Here is a 25827-nt window from a genome sequence, read left to right on the forward strand (position 1 = left end):
ACGCAAACATCACTACAATGACACACGAATTAATTCTGCAACCGATAGGCAAATCGTGGGGCGTCATTCTGCCCGAGGAGATGCTTGAGGCCGCCGGGCTCAGGGATGCTCACAAAGTGAGCGTACAGGTTATTGCAGGCGGCATCTTTCTATCTGCGGTCCACCGCAAGCCGCGGGAAGGCTGGGCGGAATCCATTGATGCGTATCTGGCTGCTGGCGGTAAGCTAGAGGGAGACGTTTTTGAGGCCATGTCCAATCAGTCCGATGAGACCCATTGGACATGGCCGGAAAAGTAGCCTCCAGTAGCCCGAGTCAGCGGGAAAGAGTAAAGCCGCCCTTCTTCTGGACCGTACGTTCCCACCAACTGGCTCTTCCCGTCATCCGATGGTTGTCAGATGACTGGGTTAAAGACCAAAAAATCCCCTTCCTCCTTCTTCTCCAACGAATAGGCGGGGTCATTCAATCGCTGGTTGATGCTGACCAGCCCGGCTTGGCGGTACTCTTCGTCGGACCACTCTGGCTGGCGATCCAGAAACAAATTCGTCAGCAGCGTGGCGAAGCCCTGATCGGTTTGGCAGATTCGGTGCTTGCCTTTTTGCTTGGCCCAGTCCATGAAGATATTCAGGATGATCTGCAAGTCCTCGTCGGACTTGGTCAGGAATTGGCCATTGAAGTAGATACTTGACATAAAAGGATGGGTTAGGTGGGTTCAGAGAAAGGCCTAGGCCAACTGCTTAATTACGCTCCGGAAGTTCTCCAGCGCCGCTTCCAGATTCTCCACGATGTCGGCTGCCAGCACGTCCGGGTCGGGCAGGTTGTCCAGATCGCCTAGGCTATTTGAGACTGCTCGCTGAACTGTGTCAGGCCACAGGGTGAATAGAAGGAAAGAAAAGCCTACATTCACAACTATGACCGACCAATTCGATTTTGAGGCCTTCAAACAGGCCGCCATCAAGGGCCTTTACGAAGGTAAACCCCTGACGGGAGAGAACGGTTTGTTTGCGCCTCTGCTGAAGCACTTTTTAGAGTCCGCTTTGGAAGGGGAAATGGATAGTCACCTCGCCCAGACTCGGCAGGTAGAACAGAACCGACGTAACGGCAAGACAACCAAGCGCGTCAAAAGCAGTGCCGGTTTGCTAGACTTACAGACGCCCCGCGACCGTACGGGTAGCTACCAGCCTCAGCTTGTGCCCAAGCGCCAGGTAGTACTCACACCCCAACTTGAGCAGAAGGTATTATCACTCTACAGCGTGGGTAACAGCTATGCCGACATCAGCCAGCACTTGCAGGAGATGTATGGCTACGCACTCTCCGACAGCGAGTTAACGGCCATTACTGACAAAGTCATTCCTGCTATGCGGGAGTGGCAGAACCGGCCTTTGGAGAGCCTATATACCCTGGTCTGGCTCGATGGTATTTATTACAAAGTGCGCCACGAGGGGCGTGTGGTAAGTCGGGTGCTCTACAGCGTGATCGGCCTGAATCTGTCAGGCAAAAAGCAGGTGTTGGGCATTTATACAGCAGAAACCGAGTCAGCCAAGTTCTGGCTTTCGGTGCTCACCGACCTCAAACAGCGGGGTGTAGAGGACCTGTTGATCACATGTGTGGACGGCCTAAAGGGCTTCGATGTGGCCATCAACAACGTTTACCCAGCCGCCACCGTCCAGCTTTGTATTGTCCATCAGCTACGCAATTCTTTCCGCTTCGTACCCGATAAGTTGCTCAAAGACTTCGCTAAAGATCTTAAGACGGTCTATCAGGCTCCAGACCGGGAGCAGGCCATGGAAAACTTACTACTGGTACAGGAGCGATGGGGCGGTATGTACCCCAAAGCCGTTCAACCGTGGCTCGACAAATGGGAATTACTCTCGCCCTTTTTCGACTATCCGCCTGCTATTCGCAAGGTAATGTATACGACCAATACGGTAGAGGGCTACCATCGTCAGTTACGCAAGGTTACCAAAACAAAAGGAGCTTTCAGCTCGGATGTTGCCCTGCAAAAATTAGTCTATTTGACGGTTCAAAACCTGCAAATCAAATGGGAAACGACCACCTACAACTGGAAGGAAGTCGTCAACCAGTTTAGTATTATCTTTGAAGAACGCATTAAACAACATCGCTTCGACTAGAACCCTAGGCTGACACAGTTCAGCAAGCACTCCCGGCTATTTTCCTTCAGCCGGAATACATGCTAGATATAAACCCGGCTATTGACCGGGCTTTTTGTTACTCTTCTTTCTTATTAGCATTGTGTGGGGCAACGTTTAGTAAAGCTTTCAAGGTTGTGTTAAAGTTACTTTGCACCTTTTTTGAGTGAAAGCCATTTCGCTCATTCAAATCCCAATAAGTCATACCCAATTCAACAGCGTCCGCATTTGATCTTAGCCATTGTTCTGCTACATCATAAGCGGTTTGAACGGCGTGTAAAAAGGTAAACTTACTGTCCGTTGTGTTAGCACTTGCCTTCAGAAATAAGTTTTTTTCGTTCAATGCAAACTGTCGGCGTTGCCCCTTTGGTATGTTCGAAATAATTAGTGCTTGAGTGCCATGCCATAATTTCTTTGCCCGAACCGGGTCTTCTGAGCCATCTACCAACGCTTCAAAATCGGCCTCTGGCTGAGCGTCTAATGATTGTTGAGTTTTGCCAACATCCGACTTAGAGCTAGCCTCCGTTTCTGGCGTAAAATCAAGGTTAATCTGTTTACCTCCATAGAGCCGTTCTTCTTCTAAGGCAATTTTCCTTAATTGATCAAAGATTTCATCGCGGGAATATCCGTCTTCCATGTTGTATTGTGTTAAAAGGTGGGGGAATTTGAATTTAGTTGTTCGGGTGAAAATTCATAAACACGTTGAACAGTATCTAAACCGTCATACACTGATTCATAATCAAAAGGTGCCGTTTTAATGAGTCGAATGGCTTCCTCGGAACTGCCGAAAAAATGTTGATAACGTGCGTAAACGTCCCGTCCTCTCTTTATCTTTTCTTCGTAGCAGTGCATGTCGTAAATGATACTAGGATGTACCTGTTGTTTGGCAGCATATTCATTAACATACGCCGGTGTATCAATCATGGGTCGTATGTAATCTAAGCGGGCTTTAGGCAATAGTCGATCACGTGCAAAGCTATCAGCCATGTCTTCTTTGAAGAGATCGTTAGATAAGTCATATTCTCCTGACAAATGAAAGTTCCAAGATTTCAAAGCTTCTAGGTCAAACAAGACGTGATAAAGCTCGTGGATGAGAGTAAACCATAGTGTTGAGTACTTACCCCGATAGTTAGTAATTACTACACAAGGCTTACCATCAACGACGAAACACGCCCCTTTAACGGCGGTATTAGCCAGATACTTTTGCACAATTACCGTGACACCGGCCCGGTACAAGGCCCGCACAACCATTACAAAACCTGCTTCTTCGTCACGCGTGTAGGGGCGAATTTTGGGGATCAGCGCCAATAAGGCCTCTCGGTCGTAGGGGTGAGGATTGTTTAGCTTTCTAAACTGAGCAATAGCCCCTACAATCCACATGATTCGCATTTCGTCGGGGGTATATTGCTTTATTTTACTAAATAGCGTTGATGGCAGGTCAGTCGCATATTGATTGATAGTATCAATTCCGAACCACCGCGTTATTTTACGATCAATCGCCTTAAAGTCAGTCGTTGACTTAATAAATCCTATTTTCTTGAGAGCGTTTAGATTGAAATTTCTTAGAATGAAATTTGCCTTAGTCGCTAGGCTGAGTTCGCTGATGAACTCAGAGTCTAACGAGGCGACAAAGATTTCGGCCATTTCATTGATGTCAATACCTAAGAACTGGCAAACCTTCAAGATGGAAAACAAGTCAACCTTCTGGGTTTCTCCGTCAATAAGCCGAACCAACGTATTGTTCGGAATACCAACCATCTTAGAAAACTCGTAATCGGTACCAATCTTAAATTGTGCCTTTTTAGCGTCAACTAACTCTCGAAAACTGGTTGAATGTTCTTCGGAAGCTAATCTTATAAAGATACTTTCGTCTGATTCGCCGAGGGTATCCGTTGTACCCTTCTTGCGGCCTTTTTTGACTTTTTCCATTTTTGGAAGAGTTTATGGTCAAATATAGCCAATAAAAGTATATTTTTTCCAAAAATGGAAAATTTTTCATGACTATAGAGTTCGAGCCAACCCCCTTTTACGTTATAAAGCACAAAATATGGCCGGATAAACATGACACAGTCACGAGTACTGTTGCGAAGTACTGAGTAGTTTTGCGGTTTGGCGCCGTGCTGCTATAAGTAAAGTCCTCGTCCACCTCTGTTCGTAGCCTTAGTGATGGGTCAGCCGGTCGCGCTTGTCGATCCACTCACCCGCCTTTACCGTTGCCCCATTCTTGGTGATTTCGGTTTCGATGACGAACACGTCGAAGGGCACGTTCACCCCGTCGGCCGTCGGCTACGGCCCGCTCGTAGGTGTACTCCGACACCACGTTCCGGTTGAAGAAGCCGAAGGTCCGCTTGTCGGGCGTCGCCGTTAGGCCGATGAGGAAGGCGTCGAAGTAGTCCAATACCTGCTTCCACTCGTTGTAGATACTGCGGTGGGCTTCTTCGATAATGATAAAGTCGAAGGTCTCAATGAGCACACGCTCGTTGTAGGCCACTTCCCGCGACCTGCCCGTCGAGCGGAATTCGTTGGGGGAGGCTTCCTCCACCGATTCGTCCAGCTCCTCGCCCCGCAGGATGGAGTACATCCGCTAGATGGTCGAAATGCAGACCTGCGCCGAGGGGTCCACGAACGACTTCAACCGCTGGACTGTGTACAACTCGTTGAACTTGCGGCGGTCGTCATTAGGGGTGAATGCCTGAAACTCCTGTTCGCCGAGGTTCTTGGTATCGACCAGAAACAGGATGCGTTTGGCCTTGGCGTGCTTTTAGCAGGAGGTAGACGGTCGTGATAGCCGTAAAGGTCTTGCCGCTGCCGGTCGCCATCTGCACCAGCGCACGCGGCCGGGCCTCGCCGAAGGACTTCTCCAGATTGGTGATGGCCGTGATCTGGCAGTCGCGCAGGCCGTCGGTATTGAGCGCCGGGAACTGGCGCAGATGCTGGCGGAGCGACGCTTTCTGCTTCATCCAGTCGCGCGGGGTTTCGGGCCGGTGGAAGGAGAACACCTCGCGGGAGCGGGGCGTCGGATCGCTGTTATCGGTAAAGTGCGTCTCCACGCCGGTCGATTCGTAGAAGAACCGGAGCGGATCACCGGCCTGCTGCCACTTCAACCGGCTGGTGGCGTAGCGGCCCGACTGCTCCTCGACGGGGGAAAGAATGGTGCCTTCGGATTTGGCTTCGATGATTCCAACGGGTTTGCGGTCCACGAAGAGGGCGTAATCGGCCGGGCCGGAGTCGGTAGGGTATTCCCGGATAGCCACGCCAAGGGCGGCACCGGGATTCAGGGTCTTCATGTCCTGCAGCACCCAGCCGGATGCAGTGAGCATGTGGTCGATGGTCTGCCGGGCTTGGGCTTCGGGGGTAAGCGACATAGGTAAGGATAGGAATCGAATTGGTAATGTACAACGGAAGGACGAATAAATGAACAAGGGTTTGAGTGAACGGTAGTGCCCAATATGGACTCGAACGTTGAGCAACCGTCTTCCCAATAAATTAGTTAAAAGAGCAATTAAGTCTGTTTTAAGCAATAAACTTAGCGGGCATATTAATTTTGCCGCGACCGATTTCGGCTAAATGTAGCCGACAGAGGTGATTTGGAAGTTGTTGATCTTCTGGATAGTTATTTTTACAAATAAAGAATTGTTGTCTAAGATGTGGGAGGACTTTGATAACTTATATGAGAGGGTAAATCTGCCTGATGATTTACCCTACAATCTCGAAGTAGAATCCGCCTACTTCAAGATTGCAAACTTTCGAACTAAATCATACCGTGATTTTGCGCAAACCTTTCATCTCCATTGCATAAAAGGTGAGGCGGAGTCGCTATCTGCTTATTTCATTAAAGCGTTACGTTCACGGGAAGAGGCATTTATCAGCCAACTAGAGGTGTAAGCTTCCCTGAAATTAGGACAGTGTAGGATTAGACTCATAAAGGGCTAATTTTAACTGTCACATGAAAAAGAAGACTTTCACCGAACCTCAGATCGTTGCCATCCTCAAACAGTACGAAGGGGGACGCGAAGCAATGGATGTTTGCCGCGAATACGGCATTTCTAAAGCCACTCTGTTCAATTGGCGCAGGAAATATAGCGGCATGGAATCGACTCATCTTAAGGAGCTTAAAGCCCTACAAGATGAGAATCGGCGTCTTAAACAGATGTATGCTGAACTGAGTCTGGACTACAAATTGGCGAAGGAGATCATCGAAAAAAAGCTTTAGGGCCTTGTCAGCAGAAAGCGTTGGTTGAGTGGGCAGTGGAAAAAAAGGTGTCTGTAGGCAGGGCCTGCCGTGTTGTAGGCATGCATCGTTCCCGCTGGTACTATCAGAACCGGAAAAATGACCAACCGGTGATTGATAAGTTGCAGGCTTATGCTGAAGCGTACCCCACTCGTGGCTTTGATGACTATTATGGCAAAATCCGGAATGAAGGTCTGGTGTGGAATCGTAAGCGGGTATTACGAGTGTACCGGCTACTGAAACTCAAGCACCGAAGACGACATAAGCGACGACTACCTGCACGGGTTAAGAAGCCATTACAGGTACCTCAAGCAGCTAACCACTGCTGGAGCATGGACTTTGTAGCGGATGCTTTAGTTAGTAAGCGAAAGATCAGAGTGCTAACGATCATGGATGATTACAGCCGGGAGGTTCTGGCAGCTCATGCGGATTTTTCGTTGCCAGCCCAGAAAGTAGTTGATGTACTCAAAGACATTGCGTTACAACGGCCCCTTCCTAAACGAATACGCGTCGATAATGGCGCAGAGTTTATCGCTGATAAATTCACCAAGTGGTGTACTGATAATAATATCGAAATTCTATACATCCAACCCGGAAAGCCTATGCAGAACGGTTATATTGAACGGCTAAACCGTACCTTTCGGGAAGATGTGCTAGACGCTTATTTGTTCGAGTCACTCGAAGAGGTAAGGATACTATCGGACGAATGGATGGACCGGTATAACCGTTTACATCCGCACCAGTCGTTGGGTGGCTTGGCTCCAGCAACATATGCCAGGCAAACACAAACCAAAGTCTAAAGGCTTACTGTCCGATTTCGGGGAAGGCTACAGAGGCTTGTCAAAAGGCTTCAGCCAAAAAAGTGGCCTTGCGGGAGGCCTTCTTCAAACTAGTCGAAGGGTTGAAGGAGACAGTTCGGGTCATGCTTCATTTTTCCGATCTCAAACCTGCTCTTGAGCAAACAGAAAATATGGTTGCCGAACTGAGCGGCGAGAACAAGCACTGGCCCTCCAAAACGGCAAGTAAAGACGCGGGAAAGGAGCCAGAAAGTGAAGAATACCGTACCCGGATGGACTTCCTGCAATGGTTGAAAGAAAACATTGGCTCTTTGGAAAGAGTCGAGGACCAACTGAACTTTTTCTTTTTGAACGCTGTAGGTAGCGACTCTCCTGCCAGAACCCTGTTTCTGATTGAAAACAAGCTATACTTCACTCTTACAAAGAGAGTAACCGAAATCAATAAAAGTGCCACAAATCCATATCGTGAAATTGAAAACAGAAATTGGCGGTATGGCATTGTCATTGATCGAATCAGGACCTTTCTTGTCAAAGAAGGATGGGTGGCTCCAAGAGTCACTAATGATCACCTGCGGAGTGTATTTCCACTCGATGTGGATAGCGATGTCCGGCAAAAGCCTTCCGCTCCAATACGGTGGTGCACGGCACCGGAGTACCTACTGTATTTTTTGCAGCAGCTAAAGAACAATTTTATTGGCGAGCATAATCGGCCGGGACTCTACGAAATCGCTTTTGTACGCTTTGTCGATATATACGGCCAATCATTTCCCCAATCCTTGAGAGAGCGGATCAATAAAAAAGGTCTTCAACTAGAGCCGAGTGCTACAAAGGTAAAGGATAGTATCAGCGACCTGACAAAAACAATAATGGAGGTGCTGGAGGGGAGGGTATAGAAAATTGAAGAAAATTTACAGCGTCAATGCGCTAATTAACAGTAAGTTGCTGTGGGGGAGGTTGACACCTCCCTCTTTTTTTGCCCCCTTTTGTTAGCCAAATTTGCAGCAGCTCTGGCAGGTAAATCAGAGCCAACTATAAAAAAACAGAATTATTATAAGCTATGAAACCAATTACGCCGCCACCCTGACCGACCCTTCCGTGCTGTAACTCGTCGGGAGACGAAGCAGCCTTAGAAGCTCCGCCTTGGGGCATCTGTCCGTTTCATGCATGGTTGGGTGCAGAAGGTACCCCTCCTGAAGTCATGCTGTTCATTATTGAAAACTCCTTAGTTAATAACCCATTGTAACCGAAAAATGGTCAAGAAGTCACTCCACTTAACACGTATACTCGCCCTGACAGAGGAACTGTACGGCGAGCCGACAGGACGCCCTCGGCGATTCATCTCCAATATCAAGCTCATGGAACTGACCGGCATCAGCGCAACGCAGTTGTGGCGATACCGCAACGACCCGGAATCCTTAAGTTGGACCGAAGGATGCGTGCCTTACATCACATTTGGCGGCCGAATCTATTACGAGATTGCCGACATCGAATACCTGCTGTATATGGCTCAGCACCGGTCTCCGCAGGAGTGGTTTTTTCTTTACTACGCGGTGTTTGGAGTGGTGTTCGAATTATCGGAACGCGTTGGCCGATATCAGTATCTAAAAACACTGCACGAAAGGTTGTTCCCGTCTATTCCCTTCGCGGACACGCTGGAGTGCTGGGCGGAGAGCAACTGCTACCGGCTTGTCTAAGGCTGGCCGGTTGACTTTGATTTACGTGTGTAGCGACTCATCTGGCTCTGACGGTATATTGACATTGCTCAGAAGAGCTTCCTGTGAGAGCAGATGAAACTGTTGACCGTGGAATAGGCGAGACGTGTTCACCACTGTTTCTGCCTGAGGCATTTCGCTTCCCGCCTTAATATAGGAAAATCCAGTGCGCATGTACTACGCTGCCTGTTTTCCTATACTGGTGAATGCTTAGCAACCCCTGACGCGCCATCCCATTCGTAGTGCCTGTGTCCGTTCTGGCCAAACGGCACAACCCACTGCGAGACTTCCGCCTTTAGCCTCCTCGCCGTAATCTGTGGCTACTGGGGAGCTCCCCTCCATCACGTTTCTAACACAATCCACTTTCTCTTTATGAACAACAGTAACCCTTCCCTCAGATCATACGAGGTAGGAGTAATCACGCCCAATGGCACCGGGAGGCACTCCCCTGAGCTGGCAGACGCAAGCTCCATTTTAAAGCGCCACTGGGGACTCTCGGCCTCCGCGCTCCAACGTCTGCGTAAACAGCAGCACCTGCCGAATCCCTTCCGGGCAACCGACTGGGAGGAATTGATAACCGACAAGGGTGACAACCCTAAGCCCGCCAGCAGGCAATCCGACGAATGGCCCGAAGCAGACAAACAGCCAGCCGTAGTTGCTGCCATCTCCCATTCAACTGTTCCGTGATCAGATCAACTAATTTACAAACCCCAAATTGCTTTTTAATGAAAGCCTTAAGTACACGTTTTGTTCTCTCCGACCCAGCTCTTTCAACCGATGAGCTACACTGCCCGTGCGAAACCATGAAACTGGACGTGCCAGCGGGAAGCTAGCTGGCTGCCCTTCAGTTCCATGCCCTCAATCAGATCATGGGTAAGGCCTGTCCATTCCAGTGCTCCCTGTGCGGACCGGCCTTCCCGTGGACGGCTGAGGAAAGAGAAGAGGACTCTGATGATGAAGCCCGGTTCTATCTGGCCGATCCGGTCCACGATCCTCCAGCTTGAGGAAGAGTACCTTCGCAAGCAGGAGAAGGAAAGAAACCATGAGGCGTACTTGGAGTACCTGCGTGAAGAGTACTCCGAATGCTGGATGGATTAATCGCACGTCTTAAGGCCTTACCCTTGTAAGCGTCGTGAACTCAGGATACCCGACACCCTTCACCGGAGGCGGTCTTCATCAATCCGGGTAACACCGTTCACTCTTAAACAAGCCACTTTATGATTCCATTACGAATCATCAGCCGCGGGCCACCCACCCACGAGCCGATGGATGGCGATAGCCTTACCTGAAAAGTCCTGCCACACGCTTTGCGATGAGGGCACAGAACGCACGTCTTTCTCAAAGACTCATTACAAAACTTTTATTCCTTTCATGAGCCCAGCTCAAACTTCCGCCCCTGCGGAGCTCCCAAATACACCGGCCTCTGCCCGGTTCTCCCTCTTTACTGGCCCAGACCAGCCCGCCGCGTCCCTCTCCTTGGAGGAGATCATTTACCGCATCCGAGGCGGAATCTACCATGATGCCATCGCAAGCCTTCGCCGGAGGCCGCTCCCGGCGAACGACCTCGATTCGGCATCGCCGCAACTTCCGGCCTTCGCCGTATCACGACGCTATGAATCCAGTAGCGAACTTCGGAACATGGCCGTCTACACTGGCTTTCTTCTGCTGGACCTGCCCCTAAGTTCTCATCCGGCTGAAGGGGAGCGTATACGCCATAGCGTTAACGAGCAGCCGGAGACAGTCGCCAGTTTTCAAAGCGCCTGCGGACAGTATCTGCAGGTAATCCTGTGGACGAACTCTCCGCAATCAGCGCACAAGGAACGGTACCGTGCCGCCTGTGATTGGTTGCTACGTCTGACGGACGTTGAACCGGGCCGGGAGGCAGATGACCCCAAGCGCCGGTGTGTGCTCTCCGCTGACCCTGCCGCGCACTTCAACCCTGCCGCCGTGCCTCTTGCCCCCCAAGCGGCACGCGTCTTCACCGACCATTTTGGGATTACCTCCAACAAGGAGGCTGCAAAAGATGCAAACGCTACAAAACCGGCTGAGAAGGAAGTCAACAACCGGGAAACCACGCCCTGCATACCGGATTGGGTCTATGAGGAATTACCCCCCTTTCTGAAAGAGCTCTGCGCTCCCTTTGATCCGGGCCGGGAGCGGGATGTGGTGCTCATTTCCGCCCTGCTGGTTGTCAGTGCCTGTCTGGAAGTAAAGGCTGAATTTCGGGGAAGTACCCACTGGCCCAACCTGATGGGTATGGTCTTAGCTCCTCCCGCGTCAGGTAAAGGCCGGTTGGCCCAAAGCCGAAGGCTGGCCGAAGGGTTTCATGGGCAACGTCTGGAGGTGTATAAGCAGCAGAAAGCCGACTACCAGCGAGCCTTGAGACGGCACAAAAAAGCCGAACAGGAGGGCGACTGGGATGCAGAAGTTGACCTGCCTCAGAAACCCCAAATGCGCAAATTCCTCATCCCCGGCGACAGCACCAGTGCGTCACTCCAAGAAGATCTGTTGCCGGGTGAGTCCCACCTGATTCACGAATCGGAGACCGATACACTGGGCAAGGCATTCAAGGCCGGAAACGGTAACTACTCGGCAGAACTGCGTAAGGCCTTTCATCATGAAGCTATTTCTGTCGCCCGCAAAACTGACGCCTATGCGAAGGAAATCGTCAATCCGCGCCTTTCCGTTGCCTTAGCCGGAACACCGGATCAACTCTTCGGCCTCATCAAGGCCACCGAAGACGGCCTGTTCAGCCGGTTTATCTTCTACTACTTCGACGAGGCGCAAGAGTATCAGGACGCTGTTCCTGCAGGTGCTCAGTCGGTTAATGCCGAACAGCACTTTGATCTCTTCGCTCAAAAGCTGGAGGCATTGGCCCAGCGCATCGCCGAGGCGCCTACCACGTTTGACATGACCGCAGAGCAGTACGAGCGGTACAACCGACGCTTCAAGACGTTAACCAAGCGGGCCCAGCTCATGGATAAAGGGGCAGACGGAGTCATTCGGCGCTTCGGAGTGATTGTATACCGAATCATGATGATTCTCACTACGCTGCGGATGGCCGAGCAGGAAATCACCGACTGTCGCCTCGTCAGTAACGACGTGGACTACCGGGTTGCCGAGGGCTTGACCGATGTGCTGCTGGAGCATACCCTGACGGTTTTTAACCGGCTTCCCAAAACAGGCGCTCGGGTGAATAAAGCGTTACTCCGGTTCTTCGATAGCCTGCCCAGCGGATCGGTATCTCGTAAAGAAGCGGTCGACATCGGCATGCAAATACTCCCCGTTGCAGTACGAAGCATTGGTGCTTACCTACAGAGCCTAGTAGATATGGGTCTGCTTCAGAAAACCAGACATGGCCACTATGAAAAAACATAGGCTGGCCCCGGCGCACCACCGTCCTTTTGGGTGGTGCCCACCGGCTGGGTATATACCCTCTTTCCGGCGTCAAAACTGGTCCGCGGATAAAAAAACCCTCTGACCACCTCCCAATCAAAATGAAGCTTCAAGCTACCAAAACCTCACCGTCATCACCGTCGGCGTCATCATCAGCATCATTTGCGGATTTGCCTCCGGTAGGCTGCATGCGTCCCCAGAACCTGTGCTGGACGACTGTCAGGCAGGAGTATAAAGCCCTTCTTGAGCAGAAGCCTACTCTGCTGCAGCAGGAGCCGTTTAAATGTCTCAAAGGCTTTAGACCAAGATTGGATAATCTGAAACTGCTGTTGAACTTCATTGTCCAAGGAGCGATGCAGGACGATTGCAAGCAACTCGACGGATATCCACTGGTACGTCTTCATTCGCCAACACTGAAGTCTTGTATTCACGATTACCAGAAGTATGTTACGTACCTCCAAATGATGGGAGTTATCTACGTCACGGCCGGATACCAATCGGGCAAGTACTCGAAGGGCTATACCTTCCGGGAAGCATACCGCACGACGTTTGTCCCCGACTTGATTACGGATCGAAAGGTATTGCAAAGGTTGCAAACTCTGCAAAGGCTGCAAAACCGGGAGGCTGAGGAGGTCTACCCCCACCTCTGTCGGTGGTTTGAGGGTGGGCTGGAGATAAATTGCCGGAATGCGACCGAGCACCTCAACCACTTACTAGAGGGGAGGTTACAGCACTGCTCCACTTCAGCCCAAGCCCAGAGCCTGAAGATAGGCTACGCAGGGCAGCACCTGTTAATCGCTCAGATTGCCGGTAATTACCCCCGATTGTACGTGGATGGGGCCGGTAACCGGTTCTATAGTCCATTGACCAACCTGAAGAAGGACCTGCGGCATTTTGTCACGTTTCGGGGGCAGTCACTAGCCTGTGTGGACGTCAGTTGCTGCCAGCCCTTCTTGATTGCCCGTCTGCTGGAGCCTTCGTTTTACACCACTTCTTCGCAAACTTCATCGGCAACCAATGACCGTATTCATCTGGATGATCTACCGCTGCATGTTCAGGAAAGGGTAGTCCCACTTATTCCAGCTATACTTCAAAGATTAGGGGGTATAAGCAGTTGTAATAAGCCTGAGGGAATTGATAATGAATACAGTACTAAAAGTTTTCCATTATTTCAGTGGTTATCTAACTCTACTCCCCCCAATACTCCTCCTATATGTGCGGGTTTTTCCGATGCGGTTGATCTTTCGTCTGTCGGGCAGGAAGTGGCGCAGTTCCGGCAGCAGGTCAGCTCCGGCCAGTTTTACGAGCATTACCAAAGCATCATTGAAACACTGGGAGTGCAGTGTCCTGCGGACCGTGATAGCCTGAAAGAGTCGGTGTACTCAGCGATTTATTCGAAGAACGACGGCAACAGTGAGGCGGTGGAGCAAAAACGAAGAGTGTTCAAAGCAGCCTTCCCGGCCATCTTCGAGCTCATGAGTTTGCTCAAGTCCAATGGCCATGCCACGCTTTCAGTTCTGCTGCAAAGCATAGAGGCACAGATCGTGTTGAACCGCATCGGTGGACGCATCAGCCGGGAGAGGCCGGACCAACCGCTGTTTTCCATACACGATTCCTTATGCGTGCCGGTAGGCCACGAAGCATACTTGCAGAGGGTGATGGTGGAGGAACTGGAGCGGGCGGTGGGGCTCAAGCCCAGCGTGAAGGTGGAGGTGTGGGGAGGTGGAGTGCCCTGAGCCGGTTGCGGACTTTGCAGGTTTGCAGAGTTTGCAGGTTTTGCAGTAGGTGGTTTTGAGTTACGTGTAAGAGGGAGGATGTGTGGCCGATGGCAACACGAATGATGGCCTAAAAATCTCGGCAAGTAACACTCACCGGGATTCCTTTCCACCGTAACATGTACTTAATAGGTTGCTAGTCTGGCTGTCAACCTATATTTAAGTTAGCTGTTTTACTTTCGACCCAAGCCAGTAATAAAATCCCGGCTCGCAACGAGGAGCTGAGATTCGAAGCTCAAGACAATAGTTTGATGCATAGTGCGAAGAAAAGTATCGCTCTGTCGGCAAAATTTGTTAAAACCATATCGTAAGGTCTCATTTAAAGATTAAAGCCCGGTTCACGTCGGGTTTATTTATTAGCTATAGGTTTTATGTTTTGGTATTCTTGGTTTTTGTTAATATGTTTATAAGTGGACGCCACCGATAAAAACTTGTCTAATAAGCCGGATTTTATAGATTTTTACAAAGAGGTCTATTATAAAGAGTTAGACCGACGCAACAGTCTCAACACAGAGATCGCTTTGCAAGCTACGACTCTCGTGGCTATAGTCTCCAGCGTCTTTTCTCTTCTGACCAATCTTAAAAGTAGCTCTGCCTGTTTACACTTCATCTTTGCCTTCTTAACCCTTGGGGAAACCGTCATCGCGGTCGTCGCCGTGTATTACCTCATGCGTAGCTATTACGATTTTATCAAACGGGGCCGCCGTTTTCGCTATCTGCCTAAAATGGAGAAAGTGCATGAGTACTATGAACAAGTCGATGGTCAAGAGTTTAATAGCTTCCTCCGGGACTACTTTATTGCGGCTTGTGACAGCCACATAACTCATAATGATCATAAGTCCGTCTTGCTTACTAAGTCGTCTCGCTGGATGACTTACTTAGTAATGGGAGGAGGGTTAATCGCCTTGATTTTTATTGTTAACTATGTATTTGATAATCCTAACTTGAAAACCACTAGTAACAATGCAGTTCAAGAACCAAAAAAACCAGCCACAGCACCAACCCGTACGCCCCTCTAATCAGCCACAAACGCAACAGAGCGGCCAGACTGTTCTTCGTCCGCCAATGCGCGAGTTAGAGGAGCGCAGCGACAAGACACCTTACGAGCGCAGAACCAAGTAAAAAGAAAGCTCCTTAGGCAGGAGCTTTCTTTTTATAAAGATGAAGAAGCGATACTTTTTGGTTGTTGGTTGCGCTTGGTTGAGTTTGGGTTATCCGGACCTGCATTAACGGTTCGATTAATGCCTCTACACGGGGTTTTAATTAATACTGCATCACTACTGATACAGCGAAGTGCGCCCCACTCCAAACCGACGAGCCGCTACACTGTTAGAGCCATAGGTCTGATACAACTTGATCCAGCCCATACGGGCGCGTATCTGCTGTTGAATGTTAAAAGGAATAAGAGGTAACAGGGTTTTACTTCGTTGAAACCTACTCAGAAAAACATCTCGTTTTCAGTCACATAAGGATGTGTAGCTTGACTTGATCGCTCACACTACTGTCATTGGTTTGCTAATAAATTAAATCTTCTTTTGATTAAACGTCCATTTATGACGCACTTCCTATATTAAACAACGGCATAAAAATAGTAATTCACTTAAAGGTGAGTTTAAGAAAAAAATACAGGTGACTATGTTTTAAAACCTTTCTCTTTTGCTAAATAAACTATAGTTGAAAAAGAAATGTCATTCACACGTCGGTTCACATAACAGTAGTTAAGAAGCTTAATACTCTCATCCTCATTATGAATCTGGTTGTCAAGCTCACATAGTCTTAAAAAATATTTTTCCCCAATATCATAAGTGAATGTATTTGCGATTGCAAGAGCAACTCTAAACCAACTGTCATAATTGCTTGTTATAGAAACTTTATTTTTATACAAATACTTTATTATTTTAGCTAATATTTCCCTATCGCTTGGCTTATTTCTATTAGATGGGTCAAAAAAAAGAGCTGGTTGCAACTTTATACCACTTTTATCAATTTCAGGGGATATCGAGGGTCGGCTTACTATTGTTGTTTCAAACGGAAAATCATAATCCTTATAATTATATGGTATACACATTTTTTTAACTATCATTCTATCATCATAAGAAATTATACAAAGTCTACATATGTCGCTCCCACTTTTATCTATCTCTATATTATGCTTATATCTAAAATAGTAATTTAAAGATTGAAAGCATTGTCTATGTTCATTTTCACTACTTGAGACAGGTATCAATACTTTTATTCCATGTCCAGAAGGAGAAAACCAAGCCGCCAAAACGTGGTTATCGAGAGACAAGGAGGTCTTTACAAGAGCCATTTGCTCGGTTTCTAGATTGTCAATATCAATTATAACTAGTTGTGAGTACGATTGCAAGTTTTCTTTTTTATGTGCGCCTCTAAATACTCCGCTGAAAGTATAAGCAGGCAAAGTTGCTTTGTATTTTCTGTAAGCTACTGAGTCCCCGCTTCTAACAAACTGCCTGCAAGCTTGTATCTCCCTAAAATACTTACCGTTTGATAAATCATCCAAAGCCTCCTTCAACGTAACTACTTCATTATCAATGGAGTATAAATTTCTAAATTTTGAAATATTAATTTTGTCGAAAAAAATCATGAGATAACTTGATTAAGGTTTACAAGTAACGATATATTTGACGGTGGAGTAGCGAAGGGTGTAGGTGACTACATCAAGTTGAATCGGTTCAATATATGGGTTTTGCGGTACCTCCGTATGTTATACATCGCATGATAAATATGTCAGTATCTTTGCAGATTTCCAATTCCGCTACTCCACATTTAAAAAATATAGTTGATTTTAAGTTGGAAGACTATTTTACTGAAAAAAATATAGTTGACCTCTTAATAAAGTATAGGATAAAGGCTGCGTCTCAAAGGCATAAGCATCATTTAATGAGAAATATAAGTTCTCATGAATTGGCAAAAAGCAGGCTAGAAAACATCCCTCCTGATATACAAGAAATTATCGCATCGCTTCCACCTAGAAGGCAATGGAGAAGGCCAGATCAGAAGAATAGAAAAATTATTAATAATTCGCAAAGTATTAGTATACTATCCATCAAGCGATGTATCTATTATACAAAGTATAATGTCAGGAATAACAGAGAAGTGATGCCTAATTGGTTGATTAAATTAAATAAAATAGTTGAAGAGGTAAAAGAAAGAACCACCCAAATAGATTATATAATAAAAGAGCCTGTTATAAAACCTGTTAAAAAAGAGGATCACAAATCTTGCAGAGCTTGTAGGCCCCTATCAGTTTACAGCTTAGTAGATAGAATTATCATTAGTTTAACTGCACGATATTTTATCGATTTATGTGATCCATACTTCCTCAATAACTCATATGCATTTAGATCTACTAGGTTAAAAGGAGAAGTTGAGGTTGCTAACCATCATTTAGTAATCAGAGATGTAAATAAATATCGGAAAGGTTTTGATTTGGAATCACTTTGGGTTGCAGAATGTGATATTAGAAAATTTTTTGATTGCGTTAATCATGACGTAGCAAAGTCTACTCTTGACAAATTTTTAAATGAAAATAATTTAAATATTGATGTAAATGCAAAAAGAATTTTTTATAAATATCTTGACTCATATTCTTTCAATTACAATGTATTACCTCTTAACGACTCCGGTTTTTTTAAGGACAAGAATCTAGGTGATTGTTTCTTTGAGTGGCATGAAGAAGAATTATTAGATAAGTTCTATAGAAGTCAGCCTGTGCATGCCTCTGATAAAAAACAAACATCTATAGTTGATAGAGTGGGCATCCCTCAAGGTGGGGCTCTATCTTGCTTTATTTCTAATTTAATTTTACATAGTGCAGATTTAGCTATTCAAAAACTTGAGTTAAATAATAATTTATTTTATGCCAGATATTGTGATGACATGATTATCATTCATCCAGATAAGGACGTTTGTGCTAGAGCCCTTAATGAGTATAAAAACTGCGTTTTAGAAAACAAATTATTAATTCATGAGCCTGAAGAAGCATCAATATATTCAAGAAATTTTTGGAAAACAAAGTCAAAGAAGCCGTATAAGTGGGCTAAATATAAATTTTCTTTAGATAGCGTACCTTGGTTATCTTTTGTTGGGTATCAGTTAAACTATGATGGACAGATAAGAATTAGAAAAAAATCACTTGATAAAGAAATTCATAAACATAAAAAAGAATTTAAAGAAGTTCTTCGAGCTCTGGGACAGTTCTCAGGGAGCGAGATGAATATTAATGATGTTTCAAGAAAAACTTTGCGTCAGCATATTCATGCATTAGAAAGCCGGTACGTTAGCATGTCGGTAGGACGCGTTAAACTTCACAGACCTAATCAAGTGCATGGACTTTGCTGGACTAATGGCTTTAAGAGTTTAAGTGATAATCCAATTTTGCGATCACAGTTAAAAAAGTTAGATAAGAGCAGAGGCAGACATGTTTACTTACTTAAAAAAAAATTAGCACAATTGACCATCGCATCCACCAATAGGGAATTTAGAAAGAATATAAAATTTTATGGCGCGCCGTTTAGCTACTATGGGTTTCTGATTAGAAAAGGGTCAGTAATAGATTGAAACGACCAACTATGAACTCTATATTTCTATAGACGGGTAAATTAGTATCGATCTTTGGGCGGAGTAAACCTAAGAAGGCGTTTGAAAATTAAGTTGGGTATTTAAGCTGAATTCGTTGTAGTAACACCTGTGTGTTTGCTAGATATAACCACGCCGCAGAAGAAGATGTGGTATATTTGTAATCTTTGACAATTCTTTAAAAAATTTTTGGCCAAATGATGCTGCGTTCGACTACCCATTGCTTGGCAAGTGGCACAAAACCCATAACTGATTCGGGTCGAGAAGCCTTTTCAAAGTGAATTGTCCAAGTTAAAGATGTTTTTGCAAAAACACCATTATAAGCTTGGTTGCCAATAATCTTTCTAGTCGTTCGCTCAAGCAGGCAATGTCCGCTACCTGACTTGCCGCAACATGCCCATTAGCTTCATCTGCTTGATGTACCCAAGCAAATTATAAGCGCCCGTCTGTGTCAACTAAAGGTTGTCGTTCTCGTCCATTGATGCGGTTGTAAGTACCTAGTCCTCCAGATTCACTCGCCAGCGGATTTGACTTAACACTTTGATTATTAACCTGAAAATAGAGGAAATAGGCCCTTGTCCTTCATCTCCTCTATCTAACTAGCACAACCTACGAATGATCTTCTGAAGGGTGTCATTAGTCTTTCAGAGTTGAAAATAATAGTAAACGGCTTGCCAATGAGGCTAGTAAGCAGGCAAATTACGCCATTGCGCGGGTGGCCCCGTGGCAACCGGTACGGAGCAGCTACAAGATAGCGTCCATAATTTGACGGCGATCATGTTTACGCTTGCGTTTGATGTTGAGAAAAGGTGAAATTGCGGCTCATTGAGGACCGGTCAGTGGATTCTACTGTTTGGTCATTTTCTTGTAGTTTGGCGATCACAAAGATGACTCGACTCTTAAACTTTTTCAATTGCCCAACACCTTCTTAGAAAAAACTATCCCAAACTTAAGCAAATCCCTAAACATATTATAATAGCACAATTAACAAAAAGGTATATTTAGATAAATGCGAAAAAACAGCAAAAAATTTCATTTATTTAATAATAATGCATAAGTAAAAATAACCTGTATATGGACCTAAAAGACTACATAGCAATTGCTGCGTTGCTTATTTCTATCACGTCCTTAGTAATAACCTTACTACAAAAGAGAAAAGAAAATTACAGGACTATAAGAAAGAATTTAAGCGACACACTAGAAAGTGTGGCTAAAATAGCCATTGAAACAACAAAACTCCGACAAACAAATGATGAATCCGATGCAGTTGTTGACCTTAGGCGTGCTTACAATACCCAGAGAAGAGTTTTGATAGTCCACGCTGATTTTCTTGTAACAGAGAATGACGAGATTGTAACAGAAATTGATTGCAATATACTTGCAACAGCACTTATCAGTATAGGCGATTTGGAAAGAGCTGAGCATTATTGGAGCAAAACTATCGAAAAATCGCAGAACGATTCTATCAAGCACATGAACTTAAGAGGATATGCAAGGTTTCTTTTTTTGCAGGGACAATTTCAATTAGGCAGAAGCAAATATGAAGATGCTTTAAGGTTAAAGCTTGCTGACAACGATTATAATCGAAGATTAGTAACCGATACATGCATTTTGTGGGCTAAAGTGGAAAGAGAACATGGAAACATTTCAGAATTTAGAAGGCTAGTGGGTCTTGCACATGGATACTGCTCAAGAATTGGGAACATGACAATGAGAGATGAGATGGAAAAACAAATCAATCTACTTGAACCAACAACATAGAATAAAAAAGTCTGTGCCTAACAGAAGCTTAAAAAAATAAAGGCAGAAACATACGTGTTGAACTTGTTAAAATTATTTAACAGGAAATAACTGAACAATATAGTAAAAATTCCCTTTTTTCTTAAAACTATTTACCTCTATAGATGTCTTTCTAATTTCGACAATAGGCCTTTACCGTGCCAATTAAGTGCTTTTTGTTTCGCTTTAACGTGAACGCGTCTACTTGTTCCATAATACCCTCGGCTTTTGGTGATTTTAGGGTATTCCGGTGTCGCGTGAACCGGGCGGGTTTCGGTGTTGGAAAATCTTACCCCCGAAATCAACCTTCCGAAAACGGTTGGTATGAAACTTGCCCTTTGGTGGCTGTTTAGTAACCTCATGAAACAGCTACTCTTTATTCTTTCCTTCCTGTCTGTCTTTGCGGCGCAGGCCCAGTCCAAGTACGAAACCAACCCCGACTATGTCCTGTGGTCGGCCACCCGAAAACTGCAGGCCGGTGATTATCGAATGGCGCGTCCGCACCCTCAAGGAAACACCCCTGTAGCGGGGATGATAATGGTCGGCTTCGATCTGCGGGGGTATGATCTATTCTCCAAGCACCTTAACAAGAAGGTGGTCAACTATCTACAACGTTCGGGTTCGTGGATCGATACCACCAACTATGAGCCCGCCTTTCTGCTGACGTACGAACAGACCCGCTTCGATATTCTGGAGGTGTACGCCCGCAAGCTGCGCAAAGAATTAAAGGAGAACCGTCGCACCATCGTCCTCAGAGGCGGGCAAACCTTCGATGACCGTCATGAAAAGCTTATGGCCGAGTGCAACCGGCTGATTGTGGAGTATTCGGACGATACCGACAGCGGTCGTCTGGAGGCTAAACAGCGGCAGTGGGAGGCCAAGATTCAGGCCATGTTGGACGAACTGGCCGAGTACGCTTACGACCGATAAGCACCTGAGGGCAGCCCCTCTTTACTGGGGTTATTCGAAATTATCTTAATCACAACGCTATGAAGTACCTTTTCCTCGTATTCGTGTCAGTACTCTTGCTGGGCTGCGAACCATCTGAGCCAGCCGTTGAACAAGTAAAAAAAGTAAAAACCGAAAGGCTGTTTACCAGAGATACCTCCAGCGTGTATGCGGTCCTTACGTACCATTATGACCGCCAAGGCAGAATGGAAAGAGTCGATACCGACAAGTCTGAAGAATCCGAGTGGAACCCGGACTTCTACCTTCAATATAGCTACCAACCTAAGCAGATTCAGATTACCAGATTCGATTACCTGCCTGCCACCCAGCAGTGGAAACAAAAGGCAAAGTATACGTATACGCTGGATGATAACGACCATGTAATTTTGATGAAGTCTGTTTATGAACTCAATATTTTAGGCCAGATTAAAGTCGATTCGTTTACGGTCAGGAACTACCAGTACGAAAACGGAATGCTGGTGTCTGCCAGCGACCTGCAGCCAAGGACGATCCGGGATGGCAATATAGTGGCGTTTAAACACGAAAATGGGTTGGATGCTTTACAAATAGAATATAAGAATGAACCGGACCTGAAAAACCCTCACCTTAGATTATATGGATCGTTCACATTTTGGACAAATGATTACTTGGGAAAACCGACGAAGAGCCTACCCATCAAGCATACATTATTTGATGAGGCAGGTAAAATGACTGCCGTTTACGAGTTACTATATGAGTTTGATGCCAAGGGCTATGTGACCACTCGAACAACCAGATACACCGATCCTACTGGTAAGTATGCTTCTCAAGTCTACGGCAGTACATTCACGTACCAATAAGGCCGGGCTGACTCAGGGATAAGCCAGAGCCCAGTACCATTCATCACAGCGGTAGGTATTTTTGTATTCACGACGCTGCTACCAGCGCCACGTTGTCATACTTTGGAAGAAGATGAATCAGTTTTCCCAGCGTTACGAGGTACTGCCCGGATTGCCGCCGTATGGCCCCATGTACATCCCCGTAGCACGGGAAGCTATCCCTTTCAAAAGTCCATACAGCGAAGGCTTCGTGGTACGCTTCTTTTGTTCTGACGGCAGCTCATGGGTAGCCAATTTCAACCTTGGCTCGACCAATTACAGCGCGGTGTTTGACTTTCCGGAAACCAATCGGACGGTGGTCATCGCTGGAGGGTGCGGCTATGTGATGGACCCAAACCAGACGCAACCCCTTGCCACCTTTGCTGTCCGTATCCAGACTGCAATAACCATTCCCGGCCAAGTGGTGATCACTCCGGATGATACGCGTATCCATGTGGTGGAATCGGATGGAGAAGTCTGGACCTCCGACCGGGTATCATGGATGACATGGGACGGAATCAGGAACTTGCGGCTGGATGGTCACCTACTGCATGGGCTGTCCTTGGCCCTGACTTATGACCAAGAAGAATGGGTCGCGTTTACCCTCGATTTGGACACCCGTCAGTTGAGCGGCGGTAGCTATAGCCGTTACTTTAAGCCGGACGGAACGCCCATCAACGAAGGATTATAAGCGAACGGACGACTCGCTCATGATGGCGGATTGCCATCCTGTCTCGAATCATCCTTACTTCAACTCCGTTGGCCGTACCTCGTAGCCTTTCTCGTGGATAACCACGTCCAGCCAGAGTTGCGGGCGGCGGATAAAGTCCGTCTCCCGAGCCGTTGTTATTTTGTGGACATACCTTGTGATGGCCCCCATGATTTCGCCCTTGACCCGCTTTTCCCACCGCGATGGTAGGAGTTCATCCCTGAAGCCAGCGCAATGCAGATTGAAGACCCAGCCAGCGTCTGTCTCCCAACCACTGACACTGGCGGTCCGAAAGCTACTTTGAATGGGGCCGTTGGGGTCAAGATGGCCAGTGTATACCAGATGGCCGAATTGAACTTCCCGGAACCGAAGCCCCATCGCTTCCTCCAGCCGACGAACCTCCGTCCGTGACAGGAGGTGGCGGAAGCCCTGCGGGACGTTCTTGTGTTGCTTACTTTTCATTTTATGGATGCGGGGGTGACTACGGCAAGGTATACATAAAAAAACGGCTGGATGCTACCGTTTATACAAAGGACAACATCCAGCCGTTATGATTGCTCCGTTCTGTTACTCGGGAGTATACCCCGGCCAGTCAAAGTACTTCTGGTACTTTATCACCCATTGCTGGTACTGCTCCCGCTTACGGGATTCCGGAAGGTGCGCCTCAATAATCGGCATGGATTTACGGAGCGGAATCCCCCGCAGTTGCCAGAGATAGTAGTTCCGATTCTGGTGGCAGTAAGGGCCGTGCAACACGCCGCCAAAAACTTCCATGAGCAGGGCAAGAGGTTTAGGGTCATCAGCATGCAGTTTGACGGCGACGGTCGGCTTTCCTTTTGCCCCAGTAAAGCAACCTTCGCCCACCAGAAGGCCGAAGGCGTAACCCATTTTGAATTCGTTTTGCATATAAAAACTTGGACAGATTGTAATTGAATTGACGATGTGAATCGAGTGCCCGGCAGACACTGATCGAGGGTTGACTATTCGCTGGAATCAACCTCTTTGGGAAAGGCCGTCAGGATGCCGGGCGTGAACTCGACCACGGGTGACTCGCCGCGTTGCCAGATAACCGGCTGGACAAAGTCGGGAGGGCCGCATTCGATGAAGTTCTGGATGTTCCAGAACAGGATCATCTGGTTGCTTTCGGCTTTGGTCACCGGGAAGGGCAGCAGTTTCATAAAGCCCGGCTCCACTTTCACCAGCCATTGTTGTTCAATTCCGACCACCGCCACCTCTTGCTGGGCAATGTCTTCAAATCGGACGGTGACTCGCCCTTTGAAAGGATCGACGTCGGTTACGGAGCCTACGTGGCCGGGCAAAAGGCCGTACTCGGGCAGCGCCTTGCGCAGCATGACGTGTTTGCGTGTTTGTAACATAGATTTATGGGTTATGAAATTTATGGCTGACAGTTGGGCTGGTAGCTCATCTGTTTTTGCTTTCCAATGGGATAGGGGATTCCGCATCTGGAAAAATGTCTACCATTGCGCGGTTCATCGAGGTGTGGTCAATCTTGGCGAAGTACTGCTCCGTGATGGCAAGCCTGCTATGGCCAAGCAGCTTGGAGATGTCGTAGAGGCTCACCCGTTTCCGACCGTTGTCAGCGAACGAATGGCGGGCGGTGTGAAAGGTCACGCGCTTGGTGATGCCCGCCCGCTCTGCCACCTTCTTCAGGTACTTATTGATGAGGGCGTTCTTGCGGGAGATTTCCACCTTGAAGGAGCGGTCATCAAGGAAGTCCGTCTTGGGGTTGAGGATGGGAAAGACCAGCGCCGTGTCGCCCATCGCACGACGGTGTTCATATAGGTTGAGGATCGCCAGCGCCTTCTTGGGCAGAAGGACGGTATGATACTTACCGGTCTTCTGCATGTCGTAGCTGACATACACCCGCCCGTCCGGCTGCTGAACGATGTTAGACCAGCGCAGCGATGCCACGTCGCTGAAGCGAACCCCTGCCGAGTAATAGGCGAACATCCAATAGTTTCGGGTGTGCCATATAATGGTGTTTAAGGCCAGCTCCACCGACGCGAAGCTTTCGACTTCATCATCCGCCAAACGGTCTTTGCGGGGCTTGCCTTCCTTAATGCGGTACATCCGGAATGGGTTCATGTCGTATCCGATCACACCGTGGCGTATGGCGTGGTTAATGACGGCTTTGACCTTGGACAGGTTAATGTCCACCGTAGTGTCGTTGTTGAGGTAACTCCGACGTAGAAATACCTCAAAGCGATTGACGAAATCCAGCGTGATTTCGGCGAATGTGACGTCTTTATGCCCGGCAAACTCTTCTACCTTATTGAGGATCGTGCGTGTATTCTTGCGCGTGTTGAATGGCTTGTCTTTGAGATAGTACTCGTATGCATATTCGATAAATGTGGGAACCTTGGTAGGGTTTCTCTCCCCCCGCAAGATTTTCATGACGTCTTCCGCACCCATTTGAGGACTGTCGAGCTTAAGCTGCTTGAGCTGACCGAGGATGTCGTGCAGCCGGAGGTTTTTGCGGGTGGCGTCTTCGTCTTTACGCCTAACTTCTTCCTTTTTTCCATCCCACCATTCTTTCCGTACGTCGATCTCGGTGTAGATTCGCTTTGACCGGCGGTTCTCCGTGATGCGGAGTAGGATAGCATGTTCGCCACTTCGCTTGGGCTTGTTACCCAGTTCTAGTCGGAACGATAGACCGGACCGCAGCGGGGTTGGGTTACGTTTTTGATTCATGGCAGAAAGGGGCTGCCACCCGAAGATCAATTTTTACTGAAACATTACTGAAACATTTTTGCGATAATGCTCCGTATGAGGGCTCCAAAATTGGACAGTCTGCAGCTGGTAGAGCGCGACCTTGCCAAGGTCGAGGTCGCGGGTTCGAACCCCGTCTTTCGC

General features: G+C 47.3%; 25 protein-coding genes. 15 read left to right on the top strand and 10 right to left on the bottom strand.

Going from position 1 to position 25827, the window contains the following annotated elements; all coding sequences use genetic code 11:
* The first annotated feature begins 17 nt into the window (after positions 1-17).
* The gene (locus ORG26_RS14770; RefSeq protein WP_266363038.1) at positions 18-296 is read left to right on the top strand and encodes an AbrB/MazE/SpoVT family DNA-binding domain-containing protein; all 279 of its coding nucleotides are present in this window, start codon (positions 18-20) and stop codon (positions 294-296) included.
* A gap of 95 nt (positions 297-391) precedes the next feature.
* Here ORG26_RS14770 and ORG26_RS14775 read toward each other — a convergent pair whose 3' ends face one another.
* Positions 392-688 carry a hypothetical protein gene (locus ORG26_RS14775; RefSeq protein ID WP_266363039.1) on the bottom strand — a complete coding sequence of 99 codons (297 nt, stop codon included), beginning with the start codon at positions 686-688 and terminating at the stop codon, positions 392-394.
* Positions 689-703: 15 nt separating this feature from the next.
* Between ORG26_RS14775 and ORG26_RS14780 the strand changes: the two genes are divergently transcribed.
* Together ORG26_RS14780 and ORG26_RS14785 are read left to right on the top strand one after the other, a co-directional pair.
* Positions 704-832: a hypothetical protein gene (locus ORG26_RS14780; RefSeq protein ID WP_266363041.1), complete on the top strand. Its 129-nt coding sequence runs from the start codon at positions 704-706 to the stop codon at positions 830-832.
* Positions 833-908: 76 nt separating this feature from the next.
* Positions 909-2129, top strand: coding sequence for an IS256 family transposase (locus ORG26_RS14785; RefSeq protein ID WP_266362045.1), 1221 nt, complete (start codon positions 909-911; stop codon positions 2127-2129).
* Between the two features lie 97 nt (positions 2130-2226).
* Here ORG26_RS14785 and ORG26_RS14790 read toward each other — a convergent pair whose 3' ends face one another.
* From ORG26_RS14790 to ORG26_RS23535, 4 genes are all read right to left on the bottom strand, one after another.
* Entirely contained in the window at positions 2227-2784 is a 558-nt protein-coding gene (locus ORG26_RS14790) for a hypothetical protein (protein WP_266363043.1), read from the bottom strand.
* Positions 2785-2795: 11 nt separating this feature from the next.
* Positions 2796-4076 (bottom strand): helix-turn-helix domain-containing protein, encoded by a 1281-nt coding sequence (locus ORG26_RS14795; protein WP_266363045.1) that lies wholly within the window; start codon positions 4074-4076, stop codon positions 2796-2798.
* Positions 4077-4344: 268 nt separating this feature from the next.
* On the bottom strand, positions 4345-4728 hold the full coding sequence (locus tag ORG26_RS23530) for a DEAD/DEAH box helicase family protein (protein WP_323134263.1): 384 nt from the start codon (positions 4726-4728) through the stop codon (positions 4345-4347).
* 97 nt (positions 4729-4825) lie between these two features.
* Entirely contained in the window at positions 4826-5512 is a 687-nt protein-coding gene (locus tag ORG26_RS23535) for a DEAD/DEAH box helicase family protein (protein ID WP_323134264.1), read from the bottom strand.
* 581 nt (positions 5513-6093) lie between these two features.
* Between ORG26_RS23535 and ORG26_RS14805 the strand changes: the two genes are divergently transcribed.
* The 7 genes from ORG26_RS14805 (at position 6094) to ORG26_RS14835 (ending at position 15077) form a co-directional block, all read left to right on the top strand.
* The gene (locus tag ORG26_RS14805; protein WP_266362041.1) at positions 6094-6360 is read left to right on the top strand and encodes a transposase; all 267 of its coding nucleotides are present in this window, start codon (positions 6094-6096) and stop codon (positions 6358-6360) included.
* Positions 6361-6407: 47 nt separating this feature from the next.
* Positions 6408-7178 (top strand): IS3 family transposase, encoded by a 771-nt coding sequence (locus ORG26_RS14810; RefSeq protein WP_266369398.1) that lies wholly within the window; start codon positions 6408-6410, stop codon positions 7176-7178.
* 122 nt (positions 7179-7300) lie between these two features.
* The gene (locus ORG26_RS14815; RefSeq protein WP_266363047.1) at positions 7301-8068 is read left to right on the top strand and encodes a hypothetical protein; all 768 of its coding nucleotides are present in this window, start codon (positions 7301-7303) and stop codon (positions 8066-8068) included.
* A 462-nt stretch (positions 8069-8530) separates the two neighbouring features.
* A complete protein-coding gene (locus ORG26_RS14820) occupies positions 8531-8869 on the top strand; it encodes a hypothetical protein (protein ID WP_266363049.1) in 339 nt (112 codons plus the stop codon).
* A 1494-nt stretch (positions 8870-10363) separates the two neighbouring features.
* The gene (locus tag ORG26_RS14825; protein ID WP_266363051.1) at positions 10364-12265 is read left to right on the top strand and encodes a DUF3987 domain-containing protein; all 1902 of its coding nucleotides are present in this window, start codon (positions 10364-10366) and stop codon (positions 12263-12265) included.
* A gap of 119 nt (positions 12266-12384) precedes the next feature.
* Positions 12385-14019, top strand: a complete 1635-nt coding sequence (locus ORG26_RS14830; RefSeq protein WP_266363052.1) for a hypothetical protein — start codon at positions 12385-12387, stop codon at positions 14017-14019.
* A gap of 449 nt (positions 14020-14468) precedes the next feature.
* Positions 14469-15077: a hypothetical protein gene (locus tag ORG26_RS14835; protein ID WP_266363054.1), complete on the top strand. Its 609-nt coding sequence runs from the start codon at positions 14469-14471 to the stop codon at positions 15075-15077.
* Between the two features lie 614 nt (positions 15078-15691).
* Here ORG26_RS14835 and ORG26_RS14840 read toward each other — a convergent pair.
* Positions 15692-16666 (bottom strand): BT4734/BF3469 family protein, encoded by a 975-nt coding sequence (locus ORG26_RS14840; protein ID WP_266363056.1) that lies wholly within the window; start codon positions 16664-16666, stop codon positions 15692-15694.
* A gap of 140 nt (positions 16667-16806) precedes the next feature.
* Between ORG26_RS14840 and ORG26_RS14845 the strand changes: the two genes are divergently transcribed.
* The 5 genes from ORG26_RS14845 (at position 16807) to ORG26_RS14865 (ending at position 22935) form a co-directional block, all read left to right on the top strand.
* On the top strand, positions 16807-18642 hold the full coding sequence (locus ORG26_RS14845; protein ID WP_266363058.1) for a reverse transcriptase domain-containing protein: 1836 nt from the start codon (positions 16807-16809) through the stop codon (positions 18640-18642).
* 1092 nt (positions 18643-19734) lie between these two features.
* Entirely contained in the window at positions 19735-20421 is a 687-nt protein-coding gene (locus ORG26_RS14850; RefSeq protein WP_266363060.1) for a hypothetical protein, read from the top strand.
* A 378-nt stretch (positions 20422-20799) separates the two neighbouring features.
* Positions 20800-21369, top strand: coding sequence for a hypothetical protein (locus tag ORG26_RS14855; RefSeq protein ID WP_266363062.1), 570 nt, complete (start codon positions 20800-20802; stop codon positions 21367-21369).
* Between the two features lie 59 nt (positions 21370-21428).
* Entirely contained in the window at positions 21429-22226 is a 798-nt protein-coding gene (locus ORG26_RS14860; protein WP_266363064.1) for a hypothetical protein, read from the top strand.
* Between the two features lie 112 nt (positions 22227-22338).
* Positions 22339-22935 carry a hypothetical protein gene (locus tag ORG26_RS14865; protein WP_266363066.1) on the top strand — a complete coding sequence of 199 codons (597 nt, stop codon included), beginning with the start codon at positions 22339-22341 and terminating at the stop codon, positions 22933-22935.
* A 54-nt stretch (positions 22936-22989) separates the two neighbouring features.
* Here ORG26_RS14865 and ORG26_RS14870 read toward each other — a convergent pair whose 3' ends face one another.
* The 4 genes from ORG26_RS14870 to ORG26_RS14885 all read right to left on the bottom strand — a co-directional run bounded on the left by ORG26_RS14870 (position 22990) and on the right by ORG26_RS14885 (position 25665).
* Positions 22990-23415: a hypothetical protein gene (locus tag ORG26_RS14870; protein ID WP_266363068.1), complete on the bottom strand. Its 426-nt coding sequence runs from the start codon at positions 23413-23415 to the stop codon at positions 22990-22992.
* A 105-nt stretch (positions 23416-23520) separates the two neighbouring features.
* Entirely contained in the window at positions 23521-23859 is a 339-nt protein-coding gene (locus tag ORG26_RS14875) for a hypothetical protein (protein WP_266363070.1), read from the bottom strand.
* Positions 23860-23933: 74 nt separating this feature from the next.
* Positions 23934-24329 carry a hypothetical protein gene (locus ORG26_RS14880; protein ID WP_266363072.1) on the bottom strand — a complete coding sequence of 132 codons (396 nt, stop codon included), beginning with the start codon at positions 24327-24329 and terminating at the stop codon, positions 23934-23936.
* Between the two features lie 46 nt (positions 24330-24375).
* Positions 24376-25665 (bottom strand): tyrosine-type recombinase/integrase, encoded by a 1290-nt coding sequence (locus ORG26_RS14885; RefSeq protein ID WP_266363074.1) that lies wholly within the window; start codon positions 25663-25665, stop codon positions 24376-24378.
* Positions 25666-25827 lie beyond the last annotated feature (162 nt).

This window comes from Tellurirhabdus rosea (assembly GCF_026278345.1).
In the GTDB taxonomy this organism is placed as follows: domain Bacteria; phylum Bacteroidota; class Bacteroidia; order Cytophagales; family Spirosomataceae; genus Tellurirhabdus; species Tellurirhabdus rosea.